Here is a 24554-nt window from a genome sequence, read left to right as displayed (position 1 = left end):
TAGGTTGGGCGGCGAGGGCTCAGGCCGCCAGTTCGCCGGCCGGGGTCGCCACACGGGTGATGCTGGTGACGCCCCGGCGACCGAGTGCGGCAAGCAGCGTGTCGACGGCGGCCGGATCGGCTTCTCCAGTCAGCATGAGCTGCCCCGCGAGCCGGGCAAACAGCGTGAAGGCCGGGTCGGCCCGCAATCGACCGAGGTCGATCAGCACCAAGTCATAGGTCTGCTCCAGCGTCTCAAGCAGCATGGCCGCCTCGGTGTCATTGGCAAGCGCCGCCAACGACCTGAGGCCGGGGCCGATCTCATGGGCGCGCGAGGCGGCGTTGCGCTGAATGACGTCGGAAAAATCAGCCTCTCCGATCAGGAGCTCGGCAAGTCCCGGCCGATCATCGGTGCGTCGACTCGCGTCGACGACGACGATGCGGGCACCGTTGAAACCACCGGCCAGGGCAAGCTCATCGATGAGGCGGCGGTTCTCGCCGCCCTCTCCGAAACTGGCAACCGCCACACGCCGCCGCTCGGCAAGATCGACACCGGGAATGGCAACTGGTGGAGAGGAAGAGGAGGCCGCTGCCGCGGCGTCTTCCACTAGCGCCGTTTCGCCGCCCGTGTCCTTCAAATTAAGGGGTTCGAGCACGCCAACAGCCAGCGGCGTCTCCTCGAGCATTTCGCCCGTTTCGCGCCGGCGCCAGAGGCCAAGGGCGGCGGCGGCTCCACCGAGGGCCAGCACCGACAGGCCGGCCAGCGCCGCGCCCGCCCAGGGCGAAACGCCCGGCGCCAGTTCCACCGGCGCCGCGCCCGAAACCAGCCGTGCCCCGACACCACCACTCGTGCCCTGCAAGGCGAGATAGTCGGCGATGACCCGATCAACGAAGCGAATGGCGAGGTCAGCATTCTCGGCCGAAAAGCGAATGTCGATAGACCGGCCGCGTCCCGATGGCTGGGCTGAGAAGCCAGCCGCCAGGGTGTCGGTCAGCCGCTCTTCCGGGGACACGAGCTTGCCCCCCATGCCCAAAGCCGTCAAAACGCGCCCGTAGAGCGGCGGCTTCGACAGGGTGCCGGCATCGGTGATCCCAAGTTCGCTAGCCGCCCGGCGCAACGTGTCGCGGGAGGTGATGAGCTTTGCCTGCGACTCGAGGAAGGCGGCGTCGACCACGCTCTCGGCCGTTCCCTTTCGATCGATGGCGAGGCGGGCGCGAATCTCGACGCCCGATGGCAGCGCCGAGAGAGCGCCAAACGCCGCCAACGCCACCGAGGCCGCCAGTGCAAGCAGAACGGCCTTCCGCCTGAGGGCGGACCGCAGAACAGACGGACGCAGGCCGTCACCCGCTTCGCCAGCGGGGGCCACGCCGAACACATTCATGGGTCGAGCTTGCCTATCCATGCGAAAAGCATGGGCGGGTATGGTAACCAGCCCGTTAAGCATCTCGAAAATGTTACCGGAGCGGCCGGTTTCTCCACTGCGGTAAGGTTTCGGAAAGAAGTGTTAAGCGGCATTTCCCTTTCCTTAACCATACCGGACTAGGGTCGTTCGCGGAATTTGCGCTGATTTCATGGGGACATTCGCATGCAGCGACGCGCCTTTCTCGGTCTGGCTCTGCTCGGCCTCGGCGCCTGCACCACTGCGCCCCGGCGGCAGCCGGCAGGTGCGCGCCCGTCCGTTCCGGACGGGCTCGACGGCCCCTACCGGCTCGATAGCGGCGACAAGCTGCGGGTGACGGTCTTCGAGCAGACCGCACTCTCCGGAACCTTCACCGTCGATCAGGCCGGCTATATTGCCTACCCCCTCGTCGGCAATGTCACGGCGCGTGGTTTGACGACTCAGGAGCTGGCCGGAGCCCTGACGCTTGGCCTCAAGAAGGGCTATCTGAACAATCCCGACGTGACGGTGGAAGTCGACACCTACCGCCCCTTCTTCATCATGGGCGAGGTGCGCAACCCCGGCCAATACACCTATGTCAACACGATGACCGTCGAGACGGCGGTGGCCATCGCCGGCGGCTTCACCTCGCGCGCCAGCGAACGCGGCATCGAAGTGTCGCGCCGCCTGAACGGCAAAATCTACACGGGAACACTGCCGCCGAATGCCCTTGTCCGGCCCGGCGACGTTCTGCGGGTTGCCCAGCGGCTGTTCTAAGAACGATGTTTTAAAAGCAGACTATTTCCTAGCAATTTTACTCCACTTCAGGACTTTCAGATCAGAATGGCGACTTCGTTTGCCTTGATCACCGGGATGAGTTGCGATGAGCGCCAAAGAGCTGGCCACCGGGTCGGAACCCCACCTCACGACGGCGGCAGAAACCGTTGCCCGAAACTATCGGGACGCTTCCATCGCCCCATCGCTGGTGAGTGGCGCCGCTGCGGCCTTTGAGTGGCTCTGCCTCTCTGCCGTCGGCGTCGGCCTGCTGCCCGTGTTCTCGGTATCGCTCGCCGGTCTGACGGCGGCTGTTCCCATCGGCACCGCCTTCCTGACCCTGCTCGTCGCCCAGGCGCTGGGCGCCAACGACCTGTCGCTCCTGCGTCGCCACTCGCGGCGATTCGCCAAGCTGCTGGTGGCCTGGTCGAGCGTCTTCGGCTTCGTCTCGGTGCTGTTGATCATCGGTGACGGTCTGCCCGACGTCGCGCGTCTGTGGTTCGTGGTCTGGTACGTGGTCGGTGTCCTGGCGCTCGGCCTCGCCTCCGCCGTCACCGCGTCGGTCACCCGTCGTCTCACGCGCGCCGGTCGCCTACAGAAGCGAGCCGTCATCCTCGGCGGCGGCGCCATGGCCGAGTCGCTGATCACCGCCCTGGAAGAGACCGGCGGCAACGAACTCGCCATCCTCGGCATCTTCGACGATCGCAACGACGACCGCAGCCCCGAGAACCAGCAAGGCTTTCCCAAGCTCGGCAACACCTCCGATCTCGTGGATTTCGCCCGCCTCGCCGCCGTAGACGTGGTGATCGTCGCGCTGCCGCAGACGGCCGAGGTACGCATCCTGCAGCTTCTCAAGAAACTCTGGGTGCTGCCGGTCGACATCCGCCTCTCGGCCCATTCGAGCAAGCTTCGCCTTCGGCCGCGCTCCTACTCCTACATCGGCCGGGTGCCCTTCCTCGACCTGTTCGATCGGCCGATTACCGGCTGGTCGCAGGTGTCGAAGCGGCTGTTCGACGTCACCATCGCCAGCCTCGCCATCGTCGCGCTGTCGCCGGTGATGCTCGGCGCCGCCATCGCCGTAAAGGCCACGTCGAAGGGACCGATCCTGTTCCGCCAGCCGCGCTACGGCTTCAACAACGAGGTGATCTCGGTGATGAAGTTTCGGTCGATGTATGCCGACCAGGCCGACATCAAGGCCGAGAAGGTGGTGACGCGCGGCGATCCGCGGGTGACGCCGGTCGGGCGTTTCATCCGCAAGACATCGATCGACGAACTGCCACAGCTTTTCAACGTGCTGAAGGGGGACCTGTCGCTGGTCGGCCCGCGTCCGCACGCCGTCAATGCCCATACCGAGCACAAGCTCTGGGAAGAGGTGGTGGACGGCTATTTCGCCCGCCACAAGGTGAAGCCCGGTGTCACCGGCTGGGCCCAGATCAACGGCTGGCGAGGCGAGGTCGATACGCCTGACAAGATCCAGGCACGCGTCGAGCACGACCTCTACTACATCGAGAACTGGTCGGTGCTGTTCGACCTCTACATACTCATGCTGACGCCGGTTCGCATCCTCAACCAGGAAAACGCCTACTGAACGGACGAGATGTCGCGGGCGGCGCGGAAGTCGACACCGAGCCCCAGCGCGTCCGACACGACGATCGTTCCCTCGGCGATCGGCGCGGCAACCGACATGCCGCGCAACAGGCGCAGGCAGTCGAAGATGCGCTCCTTCGGTACCGGGCTGGCGGAGACAACCGGCAACAGCCCCAGGCTTCCGCCCGACACCCGCACCGTCGTCGTCACCATGCGTTTGGGCGACACCACCTCCTCGGCGGCATAGGCCAACCCCTTGTTGCAGGTGAAGCCGGTCATCTCCGAGACGCTACCGTTCTCGACGATCACCTCGCCACCGCAACCGATCGGGCAGCCGATGCACTGGATGGCATGAACCACGCGCGCCATCATGCCTCCTCCTCGATCTCGTCGTCCGCCTCGATCTTCTCTGGCGCCGGCAGGACGCGGAACTCCAGCGTCGCGGCGTCACCGATCTTGCGGACCGGAATGTCGGCGACGATCATTTCACTCGGCTTGACCACGCGGAGCTTGCGCTCGAAGGCAAGCACGCCGTCAGCCCAGAACTGCAACAGCGACGCCCCCATAGGCTTGGCCGCCCGGAAATAGAAGCGGACGCTCATCTTCCCCTGCTCGAAGGCGGACAGGCGCTGCGGCACGACGGTGCGCAGCCCTTCCCCCACCGCGACGGATCGCTGAGAGCCCGACAAGGGAAGCTCGCCTTGGGCGTGACGCGCCGCCGAGCGGCCGGCGATTGCCGCCTCCTCCGACACCCAGTCGACGAGATCGTGGACATGCAGCACGTTGCCGGCTGCGAAGAAGCCGGGAGTCGCCGTCTGACGAAACTGGTCGGCCAGCGCCCCACCGGTAATCGGGTCAAGAGCAAGGCCGGCGGCCCGCCCCAGCTCGTTCTCGGGAATGAGCCCGACCGACAGCAGCACGCAATCGCAGGCGATATCGAAGGCCGTGCCGTCGATCACCTCAAGCCTGTCGTTCACCTGAGCCACGGTGACGCCGGTCACCCGGTCCTTGCCATGGATCGCCGTCACCGAGTGGCCGAGATAGAGGGGAATGCCGAAGTCCTCGAGACACTGGACGATGTTGCGCGTCAGGCCGTTGGAATATGGCATGATCTCGAAGACGGCCTTCACCTTGGCGCCCTCGAAGGTCATGCGGCGAGCCATGATGAGGCCGATGTCGCCGGAGCCGACGATCACCACCTCCTTGCCCGGCAGATAGCCTTCCATGTTGACCATGCGTTGGGCGGCGCCGGCGGTGAACACGCCGGCCGGGCGGCTGCCCGGCGTACGGATGGCGCCGCGCGTCCGCTCGCGGCAGCCCATGGCGTAGACCACGGACTTCGCCTTGACGATCGTCATCCCGGCATGCGGGCTGACCGAGGTTATGACGCCATCCGGCTCGGCGGCGAGTACCGTCGTATCGAGCCAGACGTCGATATCGCTCGCCCTGACCATGTCGATGTAGCGGTGGGCGTATCCCGGTCCGGTCAGCTCCTCCTCGAAGCGCCTGAGGCCGAAACCGTTGTGAATGCACTGCTGCAGGATGCCGCCGAGTTCGCGGTCGCGCTCGATGATCAGCACCCGCGCCGCACCGGCTTCCCGGGCTGCAAGCGCCGCCGCCATGCCGGCCGGGCCGCCGCCAATGGTCACCACGTCATAGGAGAACTCACGCATGGCTGGCCTCCCCGGCTTCGAGGGTGGCGCGCGACAGGAACAGCCAGGAGTCGATCGAATCCTTGCGGATGGCGGTGATCGGTATCCCGAGTTCGCGGGCGAGAATCGCCGTGACGCGCGGTCCGCAGAAGCCGCCCTGACAGCGGCCGGCGCCGGCTCGCACCCGTCGCTTGACGCCATCGACGGTACGGGCGCCGCAGGGCGACTGGATGGCCGCGACGATCTCTGCCTCGGTAATGGTCTCGCAGCGGCAGATGACGCGACCGAACAAGGGATCGCTGGCAATCAACAGGGCCTGAGACTCGCGGTCGAGGTCGTGAAAGCGTGGCTTCTCCGGGTTGACCGGCACGAAGCTCGCCTTCGGCTTGAGCCTCAGACCGACGTCCTGCAACATCTCGACGATCACTTCGCCGATGGCCGGCGCCGAGGTGAGGCCCGGCGACTGGATGCCTGCAGCATGGACCAGACCGCGGGCTGCGGGCGACGGACCGATGATGAAATCCTTGCCAGCGGCGGCGCGCAGGCCGGCGAACTCGGTGATCGCCGTGCCCAAAGGCAGGCCCGGCACGATGCGGCGGGCACCGGCAATGATACCACCGAGACCGGCGGCCGTCGTTTCCCGATCCTCGGGGTCGTCGATCTCCGTGGCGTCGGGGCCGATGAACACGTTGCCGTGCACGGTGGGCGCCACCAGAATGCCCTTCGATACCTTGTCCGGCGTCGGGAACAGCACCGTGTTGACCAGTTGGCCGACGCTGCGATCGAACAGGATGTACTCGCCCCGGCGCGGCTTGATGGTGAAGCTGTCGTCGCCGGCAAGACGCGCCACCTCGCCCGAGTGGAGGCCGGCGGCATTGACCACGAACCGAGTCGCGATACGGCCTCGCGTCGTCCGCACGCCGACAATCTGCCTGTCGGCCATATCAATCCCGGTCACGGTGCATTCGGTGACGATGCGCACGCCGTTGCGGATGGCGTTCTCGGCAAAGCCGACGGTCGCCAGAAACGGGCAGACGATGGCGCCGGTCGGAGCCCAGAGCGCGCCGGCCATGTCGGGAGAGATGTTCGGCTCGTGGGCAATGACTTGGTCGCGGGTCCATATCTCCAGGCCCGGCACGCCATTGTCGATGCCACGGTGGCGGAGCTCCGCCACGGTTTCCATCTGAGCGGCGTCCTTGGCAACCACGAGGGATCCCGTCGCCTTACGCGGAATGCCGAGCCCCTCTGAGAGTTCGGCGTAAAGCCGCGAACCGCGCACGTTGAGGCGCGCCTTCCAGGTGCCGGGATCGGCGTCGAAGCCAGCATGCAGGATGCCGCTGTTGGCCTTGGAGGTGCCGGTTGCGACATCCGGCGACCGCTCGATCAGCACCACCGACAGGTCGAAGCGCGAAAGCTCGCGGGCGATGGCGCATCCGACCACGCCACCACCAATGACGACGACGTCGGCACTGTCCGGAAGAGGCCCCGGTCCGAAGCTTCCCGCCATGCTTCTCTCCGTCTCCGACAAAGTTCGCTTGATCTTCGTTTTGGTTCGATTTTTCTTTCGTATCATGCCAAGCGAAGCTTTCGGATCGGTACGAACGCCTATTCAGGGATCTCGCCAGTCCAAATAGCCCTGGCAAACAAACAACGCCGCCCTCCCCTCGGGAAAGCGGCGTTGCCGTAGAACTTGAGGACGCCGCCGGTTCGAGACCGGCGGCTATAGAAGCGTCAGGCAGACAGAGCCTGAGCCACTTCGCCGGCGTCATCGCCGACGATCAGGTGGTAGTTGGCGGCGCCCAGCGTCGCCACGGCACGCACGCCGGCCTTCTTGACCAGTGACTGGTCGAACCGCTTGGGATCGGCCACTTCGACACGCACGCGGCTGCCCGACACGGCCTCGACCGAGACGATGTTCGCGCGACCGCCGAGGGCGTCGATCATCTGATCTGCCTTCAGCCTGGCGGCAGCCGACGGAGCACCAGCAGCGGCCTTGGCAACGACCGGCGCCGCGACGGCGGCGGGAGCAGCCCCGCCAGAGGGCATCGAACGCAGATACTCGTCCATGTCGGTCTTCATGTTCTCCGACTGGGTGCCGAAGATCACCTGCAGGCCCTGGCCGACCACCATGACGCCAGCGGCGCCCATGTCCTTGAACGTCGCCTGGTTCACCTTGGCGATGTCGGCGACGCCGACGCGCAGGCGGGTGATGCAGGCGTCGAGGTTGGTGATGTTCTCGGCGCCACCGAAGGCGGTGACCAGCTTGCGTGCGGTGGCAAAGCGATCGTTGCCATCGACGGCTTCGCCGACAACGTCCGAAGCGACGGTCTCGTCTTCGCGGCCGGGGGTCTTCAGGTTGAACTTCTGGATGGCGAAGCGGAACACGCCGTAATAGATCGCGGCATAGATCGGCCCGAGGATCAGCGTCATCCACCAGTTATGGGCATTGGAGCCGAAGACGTTGAACAGCAGGAAGTCGATGCCACCCTGCGAGAAGGTGAAGCCCATGTGGATGTCGAGCGTGTTGGCCACGAACTGGGTGGTGGCGGCCAGCACGGCATGCACGGCGTAAAGCGCCGGGGCGACGAACAGGAACGAGAACTCGATCGGCTCGGTGATGCCCGTCAGGAACGAGGTCAGGGCGGCCGAGATCATCATGCCCATGACCTTGAGACGGTTCTCCGGCTTGGCGGTATGGGCGATGGCGATGGCAGCGGCCGGCAGGCCCCACATCTTGAACAGGAAGGCGCCCGACAGGATGCCGGCCGTGGCGTCGCCCGCGAAGAAGCGGTTGATGTCGCCATGGACCACCTTGCCGGCGGCATCGGTGAAGGAACCGATCTCGAAGAAGAACGGCACGTTCCAGATGTGATGCAGGCCGAACGGGATCAGCAGGCGCTCGACGAAGCCGTAGACGGTCGCGGCAAGGCGCGGGTCGTTCTCGGCCGCCCAGTGCGAGAAGATGTCGATGCCGGCCTGGACGGGCTGCCAGACGAACGACAGCACCACGCCTGCGACGATGGCGGCGAGACCGGTGACGATCGGCACGAAGCGCTTGCCGGCGAAGAAGCCGAGGTAGGACGGCAGTTGGATCCGGAAGTAGCGGTTGAACAGCGACGCCGCGATGGCGCCGATGATGATGCCGCCGAACACGCCGGTGTCGATGGTCGGCACCGTCTTGCCGGCGAGCACCGGCACGTCCAGGAACACGGCCATGGCGCCGAGCGTCGCGGTCATGACGAAGTAGCCGACGACGGCCGCGATGGCGGCGACGCCGTCATTCTTGGCGAGGCCGAGGGCGACGCCGACGGCGAAGATGATCGGCAGGTTGCCGAAGATGGCGTCGCCACCCTTGGCCATCACCTGCGACACGATCTCCGGCAGGAAGGAGAAGTTGGACGCGCCGATGCCGAGCAAGAGGCCGGCGACCGGCAGCACGGCCACGGGCAGCATCAGCGCCTTGCCGATCTGCTGCAGCACTCCGAATGCGGACTTGAACATGATCTACGATCTCCGAGACTTAAACTTCGGGCCAGGACTGGGCGAGCATTCGGCGCACCGCCTCGCCGGATTCGAGGGCGAGCGCCGCTTCGGCAACCGCCTTGCACTTGTCGATGTCGAGCGTCCGCACCATCGCCTTGATCTCGGCGATCGAGCCTGATGTCGCCGACAGTTCGGTAACGCCGAGGCCGATCAGCACCGGCGCGGCGAGCGGGAAGGAGGCGAGCGAACCGCAGACGCCAACCCAGCGGCCGTGCGCCTTCGCTCCCTCGACCGCCAGTTGGATCAGCCTCAAGACTGCCGGATGGAATGGGTCGAGCTGCTTGGCGAGGCGGGGGTTCACCCGGTCGATGGCCAGCGTGTACTGGGCAAGATCATTGGTGCCCACCGACAGGAAGTCGGCCTCGGCAGCCAGCGTCTTGGAGATGAGCGCCGCCGAGGGAACCTCGACCATGATGCCCACCTCGATCGGTGCGGTACGCGCGAGCGCCTTCATCTCCTCGTCGATCACCCGGCGCACGTCCCTGAGGTCGGCGAGCGTGGCGATCATCGGCAGAAGGATCTTGCACTGGCCGTAGGGCTTCACCCTGAGGATGGCGCGGATCTGCGTCCGGAGAAGCTCGGGCTGCCAGAGGCTCATGCGCACGCCGCGCAGGCCGAGGGCGGGGTTTTCCTCCTTCGGCAGGTTGGCGTAGGGCACGTCCTTGTCGGCGCCGGCGTCGAGCGTGCGGATGATCAGCGGCCGTCCCTTCAGGCCGTCTGCGATGGCCTGATACTGGGCGTACTGCTCGTCCTCGCTCGGCGCCGAGGTGCGGTTGAGGAACAGGAACTCCGACCGCATCAGGCCACAACCTTCGGCGCCGCTCTCGAGTGCCACCGCAACATCGGCCGGACCGCCGAGGTTGGCGACCACTTCGATGCGCTTGCCGTCGGCGGTGTAGCAATCGTCCTGGGTGGCGGCGCGGTTGGCCGCAAGACGCTCGCGGCGGCGAACCACGGCGGCCCTGATGTCGGCAAGGTCGGTTGCCGGCGGGTTGATCCGCACCGTCGCTTGGTCGGCATCGAGAACCACCGGCTGGCCATCGGGTACGCACAGCACGCCGACGCCGGCGGCGACGATGGCGGGAATGCCCTTCGACGCGGCGAGGATCGAAACATGCGCGGTCGGACCGGCATAGGCCAGCACGATTCCGGCAACCTTCGTCAGGTCCAGATCGGCGAACTGCGACGGCAGCAGATCGGCCGCGAAGATGATCGCGTCGTCGGGCAGCACCGTCGCCGAGCCGGAAACGCCCAAGAGGATGGCCAGAACGCGGCGACGAACATCCTCAAGGTCGGAAGCGCGCTCGGCCAGCACGGGGTTGCCGAGCTTGCGCAGCGCTGCGACCTGACGATCGATGGCCGTCTTCCAAGCGTAGGCGGCGCTCTTGCCGTCGCGGATCATCGTCCAGGCGGCGTCGCGCAGGTCCGGGTCCTCGACGAAGGACAGATGGGCGGTGAGGATCTCAGCCTGCTGTCCCTTGCTGGCGGCGATCTTGGCGCCGATGTCGGCGGCGGCCGTCTTGAGCGCGGCGCGCAGCTCCTTGATTTCCTGCTCGACGTCGGCGCCGGTTTCCGAAACCTCGAAATCCTCGGACGTGATGCGCACCGAGACACCGGCGGCAAGGCCCGGCGATGCCGTCGTGCCGTCGATGGTCTTGGCAACGCCGGGTCCCCAGAGCTCGGGGGTGGCGGTGGAAACAGGGGCAACGGCGACTTCAGGCGCGACGGCCGCCTGCGGCGCGGCGGCGGGAGCGGAAGTCTGAGCCAGCTCCGGTCCGCCCAGAAGCGCGGCGATGCGGTTGGCAACCTCGGCGCCGTCGGCGCCCTTGGCCTCGATGGTCAGCTCGTCATTGTGCTGGGCACCCAGCAGCATCAGCCCGACGGGGCTGGCGGCGCTGGCCTTGCGATCGCCCAAGCGGATGATCACCTCGGCCGTGCCGGACTTGGCAGCCTCGGCGACAAGACCGGCGGGACGGGCATGGATGCCGTTGGGATCGGCAACCCGCACCTTGACCGTGATCGCCGCGCCGTCCGACGCTCCGGCCGGAGCCGACAGGGCCTCGCCTTGCGCAGCGATCGTGGCGACCGCCTCGCCGGCGGCGATTTCCCGATCGGCAGCCGAAACAGCCAGAGCAAAACGCTCACCGTTGGTCAGCACCACCGGAACGACCAGGCTGCGCACCAGTTGCGAGATGACGTCCATGTCGAAGCTGATCAGCGGATCGCCGGTCTTGACGCGGTCACCTTCAGCGACATGCGGCGTGAAGCCCTCGCCCTTGAGCGCCACCGTATCGAGGCCGATATGCATCAGAACCTCGGCACCGTCCTCGGCCCTCAGCGTCACCGCGTGATGGGCACGGTGAACCGACGTGACCACGCCGGCAAACGGCGCGCGCAACGTCGCATCGGTCGGGTCGATGGCAAAGCCGTCACCGAGAATCTTGCCGCTGAACACCGGATCCGGCACGTCGGCGATGGATACGAGCCAGCCGCCGATCGGTGCGCGCAGGTAAAGACCGTCCTTCGCGTCGAGCGGCTTGCCGCCGCCGGACGCGTTTTTCACATGATCAACCACATCAAGACTCCGTCAGATCTCGGGTTTCTCCATCAGGCGGCGATAGCGCCCTGTTTTCTTCAACTGTTCTCGATGCCTTCGGCTCCAGGGCCGCCGTCATCGTCGCGGCGGCGCTTGCGCACTGTCGCGGAAGATCAGATCGACCGGCCAGACCTCGGTGAGGTCAGCCGGATCGGAGCCGCCCACCAACTGGGCGGCAAGCTCGGCGACACGGATGCCCGCGGCGCGAATCGACGAGAATGTGGTGGTGAGTGCCGGCTCGAAGGCTTCGGGCCGCACGGTCGCAAGGCCGTCATCGTGGGCAATGATCGAAACGTCCTCACCTATCCTGAGCCCGCGGTCGCCGATCGCACGACAACAGCCGGAGGCCAGGAACATCGATGCGCAGACGAAGGCGGTCGGCGGCGTCGGCGCATCGAGCAGCGCGCGCGTCGCACGATAGCCATGGCCCTCGGTGGACGGGCCGGCGGTGAAAAGATGGGCTGCGGCCGAAAGACCGTGGCGACTCAGAGCGGCGTGCCAGCCGACCATGCGCTGCTCGGAGGCCGAGAGGTCGGCGGGACCGCTGACGAGCGCGATCGTCCTGTGACCAAGGCCGGCCAGCAGTTCCACGGCCCGACGCACGCCGTCCTCATGATCGATGTCAAGGTGCGGATAGATGAGCGACCCGGCGGTGCGGCCGCAGGTGACGGTCTGCAGCCCGAGGTGCGACAACAGGCGTATGCGGAGATCATCGATCTTGAGATTGGCGAGGATCATCACGTCGACCGCCTTGGCGCGAGCGAGGCGGCGATAGCCGGCCTCCTCGCCGTCGAAGGTGGCGTTGACGTAGAGATCGCGGCCGCAACGCCCTGCCCCATCGGCAAGCCCGGCCAGGAACTCGCCGAACACCGGATCGGCCATTTCGGCGGAAGCACCGGGCAGAACCACGCCGAACGCACCGGTCTCACCGGTGGCGAGACGCTTGGCACTGACGTTGGGCGTGTAGTTGAAACGCCGCGCCGCCTCGACGACGCGCAGGCGCGTCTCCTCGTTGACCTCCGAAAAACCGTTGAGAGCCCGGCTGACGGTCGTCTTCGACAATCCCAGATGCTGCGCGAGCTCTCTCAGGTTCACCGCAGGCCCTCCAAGCCACGGCCGGACACGTACCCTGACAAATCCAAGGTTCCGAACCGGTTTGGAAACCCGCCCCGTACGAGACACCCGCCTATTCCGGAGAAAGTTTGGGTTGCCATCGACAGCTTGCGGATTAATTCAACGAGAGAAATAAAGGAGTCCGAACCGGTTTGGAAGATATGTAGTAATCCGCTATCAAGTTTGGCGAGTCGATTTCGGAAAAACCGCAGCGGTGAGAAAGCGCGGTTCGCCCTTTGCCATCGCCAAGGGCGTGGAGCCTTGGCAAGACGGAACATCCTGCGGGATATGGTCCACACTGCAGCCGACCGCTCCACCGCGCGAGCAAGGCTCGCCCCGGCGACCGGTGCGTCTCAAGATCGGTTGATCACTTCAAGGGGGAAAGGAATGGTCGGGCAGAGAGGATTTGAACCTCCGACCCCGTGTCCCCCAGACACGTGCGCTAACCAGGCTGCGCTACTGCCCGTCCCATCATCGTCCAAGCGTCGCCGCCGGACGGGAGGGATTTAGCCGGTTCGATCCGGCGGGACAAGTGCTAATTTCACCCCTCCCCCAGAGAGAGGGCGTATCAGCGCGTCTGGTCCAGGAGGCGCTTGCACTCCAGGAGCTCGAACAACGTCGACTGCAGGCGCCGGATATCCTCGCGCGACAGGCCGCCGGAACCCGACGGCTGTGCGTGTTCCGGCGCTGTCCGGAAGCGTTCCATGAAGCGGAAACCGCCACGGCTGGCATTCTCGGGAAGGATACCGGCCGGCAGCGGCTCCTCTTCCACCTCCGGCGCGCGCGACAGCACGGGCTCCACCCGAGGTTCGGCGCGGGGAGCAACGCGCGGCGGCGGCGGGGCCACCTCCACCTCCGGCTCGTCCGCTTCAAACTCGGCTTCATCCACCGCCGTATCGACTTCGTCCGCCATCTCGGCGTTCGGGGCCGAGGGTATCGGCTCGCCGGGATGGCGCCAGACCTCCATCACGAAGCGGGCGCCCTGCTCCTTCAGGATGCGTTGAACGCCCTTGATCGTGTAGCCTTCGCCATAGAGCAGATATTGGATACCGCGCAGCAACTCGACATCGTCGGGGCGATAGTAACGGCGGCCGCCGCCGCGCTTCATTGGCCGAATCTGGTTGAACTTGGTCTCCCAGAATCGCAACACGTGCTGCGGAAGATCCAAGTCTTCCGCAACCTCGCTGATTGTCCTAAACGCGTCCGTTGCCTTTTCCACGCCGCCGCTCGACCTGATGCCGTACTCGGTCTCGAAGACCGGAATCGCAAAGCGCTCTACTATAGAAGCGACAAGCGAAAGAAGCCAAGCCCGTTCTCACGGCAACGCGAAGAACGGTGGCTAGCAATCTGTATTATAATGAAATTCTAGGGTGGACCGGCCTTTTGCCGGCCCGCTCTCAGTCGTCGCCTTGAACGGAAGAGGCATCCCCGCCATTGATTTCCGTCTTCAGGACATTGCTGGGCTTGAACACCAGCACACGCCGGGGAAGAATCGGCACTTCCTCGCCGGTTTTCGGATTGCGGCCGATGCGCTCGGTCTTGGAGCGGACCGAGAATGTGCCGAAGGACGAGAGCTTTACGGTTTCGCCCGTTACCAGGCAATCGGCAATCTCGCGCAACACCGATTCCACGAGCTCAGCCGACTCACTCCTCGACAGACCGACCTTCTGGTACACGGCCTCGCAAAGATCGGCGCGGGTTACAGTTTTGCCCCCCATGGACCGCAAGCTCCCGTTGTTCCAGTCGACCGTGGATCTGGCCGACGGTCGAGATCCAAAGACACAGGCGACGAACGTAGTGCCAGTTACGGATGCGGTCAATCCATTTTTCGCGCAAGTCTTTCCAAACAAACAAAAAACCGTGGCATGCTACCAACGGAGGATTACCGCTCCCCAAGTGAGGCCGCCGCCGACCGCTTCAAACAGCACCACGTCGTCGCGCTTGACCTTGTCCGAACGCACCGCGAAATCCAGCGCGAGCGGAATGGTTGCCGCCGAGGTGTTGGCATGCCCCTCGACGGTGATGATGGTCTTCTCCAGGGGTATCCCGAGCTTCTTGGCCGATCCCTCGATGATGCGGCGGTTGGCCTGATGGGGAATGAACCAGTCGATGCTGGCGCCGTCGAATCCGGTCGCCTCGAACACCGACTTGATGACGTCACCGACGCCGCCAACGGCAAACTTGAACACTTCCTGACCATGCATGCGCACATGGCCGGGAGCACCGGTCATCGACGGTCCGCCGTCCGTGCACAGCTTGTCGACATGGCGTCCGTCGGCCCTGAGACTGGCGGCGAGCAGACCGCGATCGATCACCGTGCCCTCGCCCTCTTCAGTGCCGAGCACCACCGCGCCGGCACCGTCGCCGAACAGCACGCAGGTGGTGCGGTCATTCCAATCGAGGATGCGCGAGAAGGTATCGGCACCGATCACCAGCGCCTTGCGGGCAAGCCCGGTGCGCAGCAGGCTGTCGGCAACGGTGAGCGCGTAGATGAACCCGGAGCAGACGGCCTGCAGGTCGAAGGCAAAGCCGTGGGTGACGCCGAGCTTGCGCTGCACCTCGACGGCCGACGACGGGAAGGTGCGATCGGGCGTCGCCGTGGCGAGCAGAACGAGATCGATTTCGTCGACGGACACACCGGCAGCTTCGAGCGCCTTGGCGGCAGCAGCGGCGGCAAGGTCGGAGGTCATCTCTCCATCGGCGGCGACATGGCGCTCGCGGATACCCGTGCGCTGAACGATCCACTCATCCGACGTGTCGACAATCTTGGTGAGGTCCTCGTTGGTCAGGACCTTGGCGGGCAGGTAGCTTCCCGTGCCCAGAATGACGCTGCGGATCACGCTCAGCTTCCTTTCTCGCCGGCGGCAAGGCTTATGGCTGCCTGCTCCCGGTAATAATGTGCAAGGTCGGTCTCGATCTTGCTCATCAGGCCGTTGCGGGCCATGTCGTAGCCAAGATCGAGCGCGGCCGCGAAGCCAAAGGCGTCGGTTCCGCCGTGGCTCTTGATGACGATGCCGTTCAGTCCGAGGAAGACGCCGCCATTGTACTTGCGCGGGTCCATCTTCTCCCGGAGCCCCTGGAACGCGCCGCGCGCCAGGAAATAACCGATGCGGGTCAGCCAGGTGCGACCGAGCGCCGTGCGCAGATAGCTCGTCAACTGCTTGGCCGTGCCCTCCGCCGTCTTCAGGGCGATGTTGCCGGCGAAACCTTCGGTGACGATGACATCAACCCGGCCGCGACCGATGTCGTCGCCCTCGACGAAGCCTTCATACTGAAGGTTGGCAAGCGCCGTTTCCTTGAGGATCTGGCCGGCCGCCCTCACCTCCTCGTTGCCCTTGACGTCCTCGACGCCGACATTGAGCAGACCAACCGAGGCGACGTCGGTATGAAACAGCGCCCGGGCCATGGCCGCACCCATCACGGCAAAGCCGATCAGCTGCTGGGCGTCGGCGCCGATGGACGCCCCGACGTCGAGCACGATCGATTCCGACTTGAGGTTGGGCCAGAGCGCCGCCAGCGCCGGGCGCTCGATGTTGGCCATGGTGCGAAGACAGAACTTCGACATGGCCATCAGAGCGCCGGTGTTACCGGCGGAAACCGCGAAATGCGCCTCGCCCTTCTTCACCGCCTCGATCGCCCGCCACATGGACGACTTCCAGCGGCCATGACGCAGCGCGCTGGACGGCTTCTCGTCCATGGCCACGGTCACTTCGCAATGATGGAAGCGGGAGGCGGCCTTGACCCTCGGATACTGCTCCAGCATCGGCAGCACCACCGCCTCATCGCCAAACAGTTCGTAACGGAGATCCGGGCGCCTCGTCAGCTCGAGGTCAGCGCCGGCGAGCGTCACCGACGGCCCGAAGTCGCCGCCCATGACGTCGATGGATATGATAAGGGGTTCGGCCATGTATCCTCGGAAGCGCGGCGACCGCCGAAATTGATCGGGCGGGAAGATAACCATTCCCCCCCAGGAAACAACACCAAAATGCGCGCCGTCCGCCGCCGGACGACGCGCCTGCGATCACGACGCGCCCTTGTCCTTCAGCCCGGCGAGGCCGGCGAACGGCGATTCCGCTTCATCTTCGCTGCCGTCGTCCTCGATGAAGGGCGTGAACTCGACACCCGGCTTGCGCGGATAGGGATCGAGGCCGACCGCGATGAACTCGGTGGTCAGCACGCCGAGATCGACAGTGGAGCCCAGGATCGGCTCCGGCGGATCCTCGGCATCGATGTCGACCTCGATCTCTTCGGAAACCGGCTCGATTTCGCTTTCGGGCAGGAAGCGCAGGTCGACGGTCTCGCGGATGCTCTCGGGCACCGGGTCGAGGGTGACGACGCAGGCCTGTTCGACCTCCGCCCGCACCTCACCCACCATCTTGAAGCCAGTCTTGCGGAACGGCGAGATGGTGAGTTCAGCCGAAGCGCTGGTGACCTTCAGAATGCCCAGGGCGTCGGCAATGGCTTCGCACTCCGCCGGGCTGGCCTCGAAACTCACCGGCGTGCCACGCGGCTGCACCCCGCTCCATGCGAAGACGCGGGAAAAGGGGATCTTGGCTGCTTCGGTCATGACTTGATATCCGAAAATGCCGGCTCGCCGGCAGAAATGGGTGATTGGGTCGAGAACGGCAAGTCCCCGGCGGCAAGGTCGTCAACCGGCGTGTCGGCCAGACCTCGCGCAAAGCCGGTGACATGGGCGGCCAGACGGGCGACGTGCGCCGGATCAGCCGCCGCATCCCCATAGACATTGCGCAGGAGCGTCTCGGCGAGCGCCTCCGGACGTTCTGAGGCAAGGGCCGCCGCCGTTGCTTCCGCCCGGCCATAAAAGGCTCCCGCTACTTTCTTCAGACGACGCTTCAGGCCGCTGTCGTCGTACCCGATGTCACGCAACGACCGTTCCATGTCGTCGATGAAGAGTTCGCTGAGACGGCGAGCCGTCTCTCGCCCGGCAGTCTCCTGGGACAGGCGATGAACGGTGAGGCCGACATGCAGCATCAGCATTTCGAGCCGCCCCTCGACGGTATCGGCGACCCCGAGTTCGGCATAAAACACCGGCTGGCGTGATGCCCGCATCAGCGCTTCGTAGAGCGGAGCGATGCGAGACGATCTCTTTCGCCTGAATAGGCCGAACACCATAGTTTTGCCGTTTCCTTCCCCGAAGACCGATTCCAGCACGGTGATCGACAGGAAACCGCACCGGGCGCGCGAATTGACGTTGCCTCGTGACCTAGCGCAAGGTAACCAAGTTGCCAAGCGTAGAGTCAGCATAAGCTCAAAGCCGTCTTGTGCGGCTTCCGGCGCCAAAAGGTGCCGTGCCGAGCGGTCTGGCGACTGAGGCGAGATTAGACCCGAAGCTGCCTTGCGCGGCTTCCGGCGCCAAGTGGCGCCGTGCGAAGCGGAAGCCGAGGGCCGGAGGCCCGCCGGCGACTGAGGCGAAGTTAATGCGGGATGATTGCTTTCATCCCGGGTGTGGTTGTGAGTGCCGGGAGGCTCATGTGAAGTTCAGCCGCAGTGAACGCCCGTCGGGCATGATGTTTGGTCTGAAGGGTGTCGCTATCGCTCTGTTGACCGCCGTTTCCCTGTCGGCCTGCGGCACGCCGCCGATCCAGCATGGTTACGTCCTTTCCGAGGACGCCTTGGCGCAGGTGCCGGTCGGCTCGTCGCGCGAGCAGGTGCTTCTGGTGCTTGGCTCACCGTCGACCACCTCGGCGCTTGCCGGCGACACCTTCTACTATATCTCGCAGACCATCGACGAAAGCCCGCTCATGGGTCGCTCCATCACCGACCAGCGGGTACTCGCGGTTTATTTCGATGAGAAGGGCCTGGTCAAGCAGATCGCCAATTACGGCCTGAAGGACGGCAAGGTGTTCGACTTCATCGAGCGCAAGACCCGCACCGGCGGCGCCGACCTCAATCTCCTCAGCCAGATCTTCAAGGGCGTCGGCAACGTCAACCCGCTGGGCAATCTGAACTGAGCCATCCTGGCCCGAACGACCAAGGGCGCGGCATTGACCGCGCCCTTTTTCATTCGACGGGGTCGCATCATCCGCCCGATCAAGCGGCTACTCGGCGTCCAGAAAACGCTGGTGGAACTCGGCGATCTCCGCTTGCAGGCAGCAAAAGACGATCTTCTCCAATCCCGTACCGCCCGCCACGTACCGCCGCACCGTATCGATGGCGATGCGCGCCGCCTGAAGCGCCGGGAAGCCATAGACGCCGGTGGAAATGGCTGGAAACGCCAGGGAGCGGATGTCGTTTTGCTCCGCCAGCGCCATGGACGATGTGTAGCATCGCGCCAGCATCTCCGCTTCCCGATCGTGTCCACCCCTCCAGACCGGACCGACGGTATGGATGATGTGGCGCGCCGGCAGCGCGAATCCGGGGCTGAGAACGGCCTCTCCGACCGGACAATGGTCGTGGTGCGCCCTCATCCAGGACAGAAGCTGTTCCTGGCCGGCGGCGCGATGGATTGCGCCATCAACGCCGCCACCGCCGCGCAAGTGGGAGTTGGCCGCGTTAACGATGGCGTCGACGTCCAGCGCGGTTATGTCGCCGCGAACGACCACCAGTTCAGTCATGCCCGACCTCGCCAATCAAGGGGCAACCACGTCCGGCTTTCCAGCCGGACACGTCTGCCTCAACGAGCGCATCCGCAAAAGCGACACATGCTGCAACGAGAGATGCCGGCGGCTCCGGTCCTGCCGTTTACGCCTTGCGCCCCGTGAACATCGTCGCGGTATAGACGATCAGCGCCGCCCAGATGAACATGAAAGCGATGAGCTTGCCGACCGAGAACGGCTCGTGGAACACGAAGACGGCGGTCAGGAAGATCATCGACGGTGCCATGTATTGCATGAGCCCGATGGTCGAGTAACGCAGGAGCCGCGCGCCGTAGACGAACAGGATGAGCGGTACCGCCGTCACGAGGCCCGACGCGGCGAGCAGCAGCGTGTCGGACGAGGTGGTCACCGCACCGGTGCCGGCAAAATGGCCGGTTCCCATGAATGCCAGCCAGCCGATATAGATCATCGCCAGCGGCGAAATCAGCACCACTTCCAATAGGAACCCTTCCGTAGGGCCGATCGGCAGCGTCTTCTTGAGATAGCCGTAGACGCCGAAGCTCAGCGCCAGCGCCAGCGACACCCATGGCAGGCCGCCGCTTTCCACCGTCATCAGGCCGACGCCAAAGACGGCAAGCGCGACGGCGAACACCTGGGCGCGGGTCAACCGCTCGCCAAGGAAGATCGTGCCGAGGGCAACGTTGACCAGCGGATTGATGAAATAGCCGAGCGCCGATTCGAGCGCCCTGCCCGAGCCGATCGCCCAGACGTAGATCGCCCAGTTCACCGAGATGAGGCTGGCGGTCAGAAAACCCATGGCGAGCGTGCGCGGCTGCCGGAAGACCGTGAGGAAGCCTGAAAAGCCGCCTAGTGCCAGGAGAATCGCCGCGGTGATCGGCACCGACCACAGCACGCGGTGCGCCACCACCTCGTAGGGCGAGATATGGGCGACCGCCTTCATGTAGAAGGGCAGAAAGCCCCAGAGGAGATAGGCCGAGAAGGCGAAGGCGAAGCCGCGATAGCGGCCGGGGCCGGCCGGGGCGGCGGCTTGGGCGGTCGTCATGATCATGGTTCCGGACAGTGGCCGATGGCGCCAACGCGCGCCACCCGAAATGCCAAAGCGGCGGCCGGTTGCCCGACCGCCGCTTCGTTCAGTCGCAATACTGATGTGGTCTATCAGCTATGGGCGAGAACCGCCAGCAGCAGCAGCGCCACGATGTTGGTGATCTTGATGGCCGGGTTGACGGCCGGACCGGCGGTGTCCTTGTAGGGATCGCCGACGGTGTCGCCGGTCACCGAAGCCTTGTGGGCATCGGAACCCTTGAAGTGCTTGACGCCGTCCTTGTCGACGAAGCCGTCCTCGAAGCTCTTCTTGGCATTGTCCCAGGCGCCACCACCCGAGGTCATGGAGATGGCGACGAACAGGCCGTTGACGATCACGCCGAGCAGCGAGGCGCCGAGAGCGGCGAAGGCGTTGGCCTTCGAGCCCGAGGCGAGGAGCACGCCGAAGTAGACCACCAGCGGCGACAGCACCGGCAGGAGCGACGGGATGATCATTTCCTTGATCGCCGCCTTGGTCAGCATGTCGACGGCGCGGCCGTAATCCGGACGCTCCGTGCCGGCCATGATGCCCGGCTTCTCCTTGAACTGACGACGGACCTCTTCCACGACCGAACCGGCGGCGCGTCCGACGGCGGTCATGGCGATGCCGCCGAACAGATAGGGAATGAGACCACCGAACAGGAGGCCGGCCACCACATAGGGGTTGGACAGCGACAGGTCGATGGCGCCGATACCCTGGAAGTAAGGCACGCCGCTTTCAGCGAAGTGCTTGATGTCGTTCGTGTAGGCAGCGAACAGCACCAGAGCGCCGAGGCCGGCCGAACCGATGGCGTAGCCCTTGGTGACGGCCTTGGTCGTGTTGCCGACGGCGTCGAGCGCGTCGGTGGTGTGACGAACGTCCTTGGGCAGACCAGCCATCTCAGCGATGCCGCCGGCGTTGTCGGTGACCGGGCCGAAGGCGTCGAGCGCCACGATCATGCCGGCGAGACCGAGCATGGTGGTCACCGCGATGGCCGTGCCGAACAGGCCGCCGAGCTGGTAGGTGGCGATGATGCCGGCGACGATGACGATGGCCGGGAGGGCCGTCGACTCGAGCGAAACGGCGAGACCCTGGATCACGTTGGTGCCATGGCCGGTGACCGACGCCTGGGCGATCGACGTCACCGGACGCTTGCCGGTGCCGGTGTAATACTCGGTGATCCAGACGATCAGGCCGGTGACGACCAGACCCAGGATGCCGCAGATAAACAGCTTGGTGCCGGTCAGCGCGATACCGTCAACGACACCGATCTCACCCCAGCCGATGGTTAGCGACGTGGCGCCGCCGAGGCCGATGACCGACAACAGCGACGAGGCCCAGAGGCCCTTGTAGAGGGCGCCCATGATCGAGTTGTTGGCGCCGAGCTTCACGAAGAAGGTGCCGATGATCGACGTGATGATGCAGGCGCCGCAGATCAGCAGCGGGTAGAGCATCGCGTTGGCCAGAACCGGCGAAGTCGCGAAGAAGATCGAGGCGAGAACCATGGTGGCGACCACGGTGACCGCATAGGTCTCGAACAGGTCGGCGGCCATGCCGGCGCAGTCGCCGACGTTGTCACCGACGTTGTCGGCGATGGTGGCGGGGTTGCGCGGATCATCTTCCGGAATACCGGCCTCGACCTTGCCGACGAGGTCGGCGCCGACGTCGGCACCCTTGGTGAAGATGCCACCGCCGAGACGGGCGAAGATGGAGATCAGCGAGGCGCCGAAGCCGAGGGCGACGAGGGCGTCGATGACGACGCGGTCATTGACCGCATAGCCCATCGGGCCGGTCAGCACCCAGTAGTAGACGGCAACGCCGAGAAGCGCGAGGCCAGCCACCAGGAGGCCGGTGACGGCACCCGCCTTGAAGGCGATGTTGAGACCGCCGGCCAGCGACTGCATGGCAGCGGCAGCGGTGCGGACGTTGGCGCGAACCGACACGTTCATGCCGATGAAGCCGGCAAGACCCGAAAGCACGGCGCCGACGACGAAGCCGATGGCGACCGGCAGACCGAGCAGCCACGCGATCAGCACAAGGATCACCACGCCGACGATGCCGATCGTGGTATATTGGCGCTTGAGGTAGGCCTGAGCACCCTCAGCGACAGCCCCTGAGATTTCCTGCATGCGGGCGCTGCCCGCGTCCGATGCCATGACGGACTTGATCGCCCATACGCCGTAGGCGATGGACAACAGTCCGCAAATGATCGCGATGTAAAGAACGTTCATGATCCCTCCGCAGTGCCGGGCACTCGAGGGCCCGGCCTTGGCGCCACGAACCGAAGGCGAACGCCCCTTGGGAGCCTGACGGTTCCCGTGCCCGTTCGCCTTGGGAGCGACCCTCTCTTCTTCCGCCTTGCAGAAGGCGCCGACATGCGGCGTCAATCCCGTTCTGCGGACAGATACGAGGGCGGGACTACCGATATAGTCTCGTTTGGTGGCGTCAAGGGCGTGAAAGCCCGAAGCCTACGATTTTATGGATTTGTCCCCATTCGGGGCGAAACCGCGGCCGCTCCGCTTCGCTTGGCGCCGAAAGCCGATGCCGCCGCGACCTCAGACGACGTACCGCGCCGCGACGAATCCGCCAACGATGACGATCAGCAGCCCCCACATCACCGCATCGAGCCGCCGCTCGATGAACTCGCGCACCGGCTCGCCGAACAGGCGCAGCAGGAAGGCGACGAGGAAGAATCGGGCGCCGCGCGTGATGGCGCAGAGCAGCACGAACAGCGGGAAGTTATAGGCGGCGAAACCGGAGGCGATTGTGACCAGCTTGAAGGGAATGGGGGTCAATCCCTTGATGAGGATGATCCAGGCGCCATAGTGGGCATAGGCGGCACGGAACTCGTCGAAGCTCTGGCCGTAGCCGTAGACGCGGATCAGCCAACCGCCGATGCTGTCGAACAGAAACAGCCCGATGGCATAGCCGAGGATGCCGCCAAGCACCGAGGCCACCGTGCAGATCAGGGCGTAGGTGAAGGCCTTGTCGCGGCGGGCCAGCACCATCGGCACCAGCATGACGTCGGGCGGAATCGGGAAGAACGAGCTTTCCGCAAAGGAAACGGCGGCGAGCCATGTGCCGGCCTTGCGGCTGCCGGCCAGTGACATGGTCCAATCGTAGAGCTTGCGGAACATCGGCCCTCCGGAAAATGCAAAAGAAAAGAACGGATCGACAAATAGGTTGGCGGCGCCGAAACGGAGCCCGCCGCGAGGTCTACTGGCTCGACACCGCCAACGCAAGCCGGACTGCCGCCCCGGCGGCGGCCTTTGCCGGGCCTAGCAACGATCGGGCCGAGATTTCAGAAATGCCGATAGGAACCCGCCCCAAGGTCGGCGAGCGCCGGATGGTCGCCTCGAACCGAAGCGCACTCGCCCGACGACACCCGGCCGATCACCGCGGCACCGATGCCGGCCGCGTCGGCAGCGGCCAGAAAGGCCGCAGCCTCTGCCTCAGGCATGGACAACGCCAGTTCGTAGTCGTCGCCGCCGGTCAGCGCCGTGGCGAGGAGATGCGGATCGGAAGTCACCGCTGCCTGGGCCGCCTCCGACAGGGGCACCCGGTCGGCGTCGATCTCGATGGCAACGCCGGAAGCGGCCGCCATCTTGCCGAGGTCGCCGACGAGGCCGTCGGAAATGTCCATGCCGCCCGACGCATGATCGGCGACTGCCGCCGCCAGAGCGCCACGCGGTCGCGGCAGCAGGTAGCGGTCGAGAAGATAATCGCGATGAGCGTCCGAAAGACCGAGGCGGGTGGCCAGCGCGGCGTCGAGACGTAAAGCCAAACCGAGCGCTGCGTCGCCGATCGTTCCGGTGACGACGATCACATCTCCGGCCTTGGCGCCACCGCGCCTGACCATGCCGCCCTCTTTCACCTCGCCGATCGCCGTCACCGACAAGGTGAGGCCGGCCGGCGAACGCACGGTGTCGCCGCCATAGAGCGAAATGCCATAGGTCGCCTGATCGGCGGCGAGACCGGCGCCCAACGCGTCGATCTCTTCGACTGTGAAGCCTTTCGGCAGACCAAGAGCCAGGAGATAGCCGACCGGCACCGCGCCCTTGGCGGCAAGATCGGAAAGGTTGACGCGCAATGCCTTCCGCGCCACGGCGTCCCAGGGATCGTCGGCGAAGAAGTGCACGCCGCTCACCACCTCGTCCTTGGTCAGCACGAGGTCGCGTCCGGGACGCGGGCGATAGAAGGCGGCGTCGTCGGTGAGGCCAAGGGCGCCATCGGCGGCCAGTGGCGCAAAGACGCGGGCGATCAGCTCGAACTCACCGATGCTGCCCGCCGCCAT

21 protein-coding genes and 1 tRNA gene are annotated in these 24554 nt (G+C 65.4%); 3 read left to right on the top strand and 19 right to left on the bottom strand.

The window, feature by feature from the left end; all coding sequences use genetic code 11:
* Window positions 1-19: 19 nt before the first annotated feature.
* Window positions 20-1360, bottom strand: coding sequence for a P-loop NTPase family protein (locus CXZ10_RS02740; RefSeq protein ID WP_101287410.1), 1341 nt, complete (start codon window positions 1358-1360; stop codon window positions 20-22).
* A gap of 204 nt (window positions 1361-1564) precedes the next feature.
* On the opposite strand from CXZ10_RS02740, the gene CXZ10_RS02735 reads away from it, so the two are divergent.
* Window positions 1565-2134: a polysaccharide biosynthesis/export family protein gene (locus tag CXZ10_RS02735; RefSeq protein ID WP_101287409.1), complete on the top strand. Its 570-nt coding sequence runs from the start codon at window positions 1565-1567 to the stop codon at window positions 2132-2134.
* 106 nt (window positions 2135-2240) lie between these two features.
* Window positions 2241-3719 carry an undecaprenyl-phosphate glucose phosphotransferase gene (locus tag CXZ10_RS02730; RefSeq protein WP_101287408.1) on the top strand — a complete coding sequence of 493 codons (1479 nt, stop codon included), beginning with the start codon at window positions 2241-2243 and terminating at the stop codon, window positions 3717-3719.
* Here CXZ10_RS02730 and CXZ10_RS02725 read toward each other — a convergent pair.
* The 13 genes from CXZ10_RS02725 to CXZ10_RS02665 all read right to left on the bottom strand — a co-directional run bounded on the left by CXZ10_RS02725 (window position 3713) and on the right by CXZ10_RS02665 (window position 17923).
* On the bottom strand, window positions 3713-4090 hold the full coding sequence (locus CXZ10_RS02725) for a DUF1667 domain-containing protein (protein WP_210199826.1): 378 nt from the start codon (window positions 4088-4090) through the stop codon (window positions 3713-3715). The two genes, CXZ10_RS02730 and CXZ10_RS02725, sit on opposite strands and share 7 nt — an antisense overlap.
* Window positions 4087-5391, bottom strand: a complete 1305-nt coding sequence (locus CXZ10_RS02720; protein WP_101287406.1) for an NAD(P)/FAD-dependent oxidoreductase — start codon at window positions 5389-5391, stop codon at window positions 4087-4089. The genes CXZ10_RS02725 and CXZ10_RS02720 overlap by 4 nt, the downstream gene beginning before the upstream one ends.
* Window positions 5384-6943 carry an NAD(P)/FAD-dependent oxidoreductase gene (locus CXZ10_RS02715; RefSeq protein ID WP_342212712.1) on the bottom strand — a complete coding sequence of 520 codons (1560 nt, stop codon included), beginning with the start codon at window positions 6941-6943 and terminating at the stop codon, window positions 5384-5386. The genes CXZ10_RS02720 and CXZ10_RS02715 overlap by 8 nt, the downstream gene beginning before the upstream one ends.
* 158 nt (window positions 6944-7101) lie before the next feature.
* Window positions 7102-8871 (bottom strand): PTS glucose transporter subunit IIBC, encoded by a 1770-nt coding sequence (ptsG, locus tag CXZ10_RS02710; protein ID WP_101287404.1) that lies wholly within the window; start codon window positions 8869-8871, stop codon window positions 7102-7104.
* 19 nt (window positions 8872-8890) lie between these two features.
* Window positions 8891-11476 carry a phosphoenolpyruvate--protein phosphotransferase gene (ptsP, locus tag CXZ10_RS02705; protein WP_101288330.1) on the bottom strand — a complete coding sequence of 862 codons (2586 nt, stop codon included), beginning with the start codon at window positions 11474-11476 and terminating at the stop codon, window positions 8891-8893.
* A 108-nt stretch (window positions 11477-11584) separates the two neighbouring features.
* Entirely contained in the window at window positions 11585-12604 is a 1020-nt protein-coding gene (locus tag CXZ10_RS02700) for a LacI family DNA-binding transcriptional regulator (RefSeq protein WP_143741461.1), read from the bottom strand.
* Between the two features lie 406 nt (window positions 12605-13010).
* A tRNA-Pro gene (locus CXZ10_RS02695) sits at window positions 13011-13088 on the bottom strand.
* Window positions 13089-13190: 102 nt separating this feature from the next.
* Window positions 13191-13841 carry a MerR family transcriptional regulator gene (locus CXZ10_RS02690; RefSeq protein ID WP_101287402.1) on the bottom strand — a complete coding sequence of 217 codons (651 nt, stop codon included), beginning with the start codon at window positions 13839-13841 and terminating at the stop codon, window positions 13191-13193.
* A 178-nt stretch (window positions 13842-14019) separates the two neighbouring features.
* Window positions 14020-14340, bottom strand: coding sequence for an integration host factor subunit alpha (locus CXZ10_RS02685; RefSeq protein WP_101287401.1), 321 nt, complete (start codon window positions 14338-14340; stop codon window positions 14020-14022).
* Window positions 14341-14490: 150 nt separating this feature from the next.
* The gene (locus tag CXZ10_RS02680) at window positions 14491-15462 is read right to left on the bottom strand and encodes a beta-ketoacyl-ACP synthase III (protein ID WP_101287400.1); all 972 of its coding nucleotides are present in this window, start codon (window positions 15460-15462) and stop codon (window positions 14491-14493) included.
* Window positions 15463-15464: 2 nt separating this feature from the next.
* Window positions 15465-16529, bottom strand: a complete 1065-nt coding sequence (gene plsX, locus CXZ10_RS02675) for a phosphate acyltransferase PlsX (RefSeq protein ID WP_101287399.1) — start codon at window positions 16527-16529, stop codon at window positions 15465-15467.
* Window positions 16530-16643: 114 nt separating this feature from the next.
* A complete protein-coding gene (locus CXZ10_RS02670) occupies window positions 16644-17189 on the bottom strand; it encodes a YceD family protein (protein WP_101287398.1) in 546 nt (181 codons plus the stop codon).
* Entirely contained in the window at window positions 17186-17923 is a 738-nt protein-coding gene (locus CXZ10_RS02665; protein ID WP_143741460.1) for a ubiquinol-cytochrome C chaperone family protein, read from the bottom strand. Before CXZ10_RS02665 ends, CXZ10_RS02670 begins: the two co-directional genes overlap by 4 nt.
* A gap of 191 nt (window positions 17924-18114) precedes the next feature.
* Here CXZ10_RS02665 and CXZ10_RS02660 point away from each other — a divergent pair, with 191 nt between their 5' ends.
* Window positions 18115-18594: an outer membrane protein assembly factor BamE gene (locus tag CXZ10_RS02660; protein WP_244617086.1), complete on the top strand. Its 480-nt coding sequence runs from the start codon at window positions 18115-18117 to the stop codon at window positions 18592-18594.
* 87 nt (window positions 18595-18681) lie between these two features.
* Here the strand turns inward: CXZ10_RS02660 and CXZ10_RS02655 are convergent, their stop codons facing one another.
* From CXZ10_RS02655 to thiL, 5 genes are all read right to left on the bottom strand, one after another.
* A complete protein-coding gene (locus tag CXZ10_RS02655; protein ID WP_101287396.1) occupies window positions 18682-19197 on the bottom strand; it encodes an O-acetyl-ADP-ribose deacetylase in 516 nt (171 codons plus the stop codon).
* Window positions 19198-19324: 127 nt separating this feature from the next.
* Complete coding sequence (rarD, locus tag CXZ10_RS02650; RefSeq protein ID WP_101288328.1) at window positions 19325-20242, bottom strand: EamA family transporter RarD; 918 nt, start codon at window positions 20240-20242, stop codon at window positions 19325-19327.
* Window positions 20243-20355: 113 nt separating this feature from the next.
* Window positions 20356-22491, bottom strand: coding sequence for a sodium-translocating pyrophosphatase (locus tag CXZ10_RS02645; RefSeq protein WP_101287395.1), 2136 nt, complete (start codon window positions 22489-22491; stop codon window positions 20356-20358).
* Window positions 22492-22815: 324 nt separating this feature from the next.
* On the bottom strand, window positions 22816-23397 hold the full coding sequence (locus CXZ10_RS02640; RefSeq protein WP_101287394.1) for a YqaA family protein: 582 nt from the start codon (window positions 23395-23397) through the stop codon (window positions 22816-22818).
* A gap of 164 nt (window positions 23398-23561) precedes the next feature.
* Entirely contained in the window at window positions 23562-24554 is a 993-nt protein-coding gene (thiL, locus tag CXZ10_RS02635) for a thiamine-phosphate kinase (RefSeq protein ID WP_101287393.1), read from the bottom strand.

The organism is Pleomorphomonas diazotrophica, from assembly GCF_002844595.1.
Lineage (GTDB): Bacteria > Pseudomonadota > Alphaproteobacteria > Rhizobiales > Pleomorphomonadaceae > Pleomorphomonas > Pleomorphomonas diazotrophica.
The sequence above is the reverse complement of the archived record's forward strand: the minus strand, read 5'-3'. Positions and strand labels throughout refer to the sequence as shown.

Excerpts from the sequence above, each read along its gene's own strand:
- CXZ10_RS02740 (WP_101287410.1), bottom strand. The coding sequence starts at position 1,360 with ATGAATGTGTTCGGCGTGGCCCCCGCTGGCGAAGCGGGTGACGGCCTG.
- CXZ10_RS02735 (WP_101287409.1), top strand. The coding sequence starts at position 1,565 with ATGCAGCGACGCGCCTTTCTCGGTCTGGCTCTGCTCGGCCTCGGCGCC.
- CXZ10_RS02730 (WP_101287408.1), top strand. The coding sequence starts at position 2,241 with ATGAGCGCCAAAGAGCTGGCCACCGGGTCGGAACCCCACCTCACGACG.
- CXZ10_RS02725 (WP_210199826.1), bottom strand. The coding sequence starts at position 4,090 with ATGATGGCGCGCGTGGTTCATGCCATCCAGTGCATCGGCTGCCCGATC.
- CXZ10_RS02720 (WP_101287406.1), bottom strand. The coding sequence starts at position 5,391 with ATGCGTGAGTTCTCCTATGACGTGGTGACCATTGGCGGCGGCCCGGCC.
- CXZ10_RS02715 (WP_342212712.1), bottom strand. The coding sequence starts at position 6,943 with ATGATACGAAAGAAAAATCGAACCAAAACGAAGATCAAGCGAACTTTG.
- ptsG (WP_101287404.1), bottom strand. The coding sequence starts at position 8,871 with ATGTTCAAGTCCGCATTCGGAGTGCTGCAGCAGATCGGCAAGGCGCTG.
- CXZ10_RS02685 (WP_101287401.1), bottom strand. The coding sequence starts at position 14,340 with ATGGGGGGCAAAACTGTAACCCGCGCCGATCTTTGCGAGGCCGTGTAC.
- plsX (WP_101287399.1), bottom strand. The coding sequence starts at position 16,529 with ATGGCCGAACCCCTTATCATATCCATCGACGTCATGGGCGGCGACTTC.
- CXZ10_RS02670 (WP_101287398.1), bottom strand. The coding sequence starts at position 17,189 with ATGACCGAAGCAGCCAAGATCCCCTTTTCCCGCGTCTTCGCATGGAGC.
- CXZ10_RS02655 (WP_101287396.1), bottom strand. The coding sequence starts at position 19,197 with ATGACTGAACTGGTGGTCGTTCGCGGCGACATAACCGCGCTGGACGTC.
- rarD (WP_101288328.1), bottom strand. The coding sequence starts at position 20,242 with ATGACGACCGCCCAAGCCGCCGCCCCGGCCGGCCCCGGCCGCTATCGC.
- CXZ10_RS02645 (WP_101287395.1), bottom strand. The coding sequence starts at position 22,491 with ATGAACGTTCTTTACATCGCGATCATTTGCGGACTGTTGTCCATCGCC.
- CXZ10_RS02640 (WP_101287394.1), bottom strand. The coding sequence starts at position 23,397 with ATGTTCCGCAAGCTCTACGATTGGACCATGTCACTGGCCGGCAGCCGC.
- thiL (WP_101287393.1), bottom strand. The coding sequence starts at position 24,554 with ATGGCGGCGGGCAGCATCGGTGAGTTCGAGCTGATCGCCCGCGTCTTT.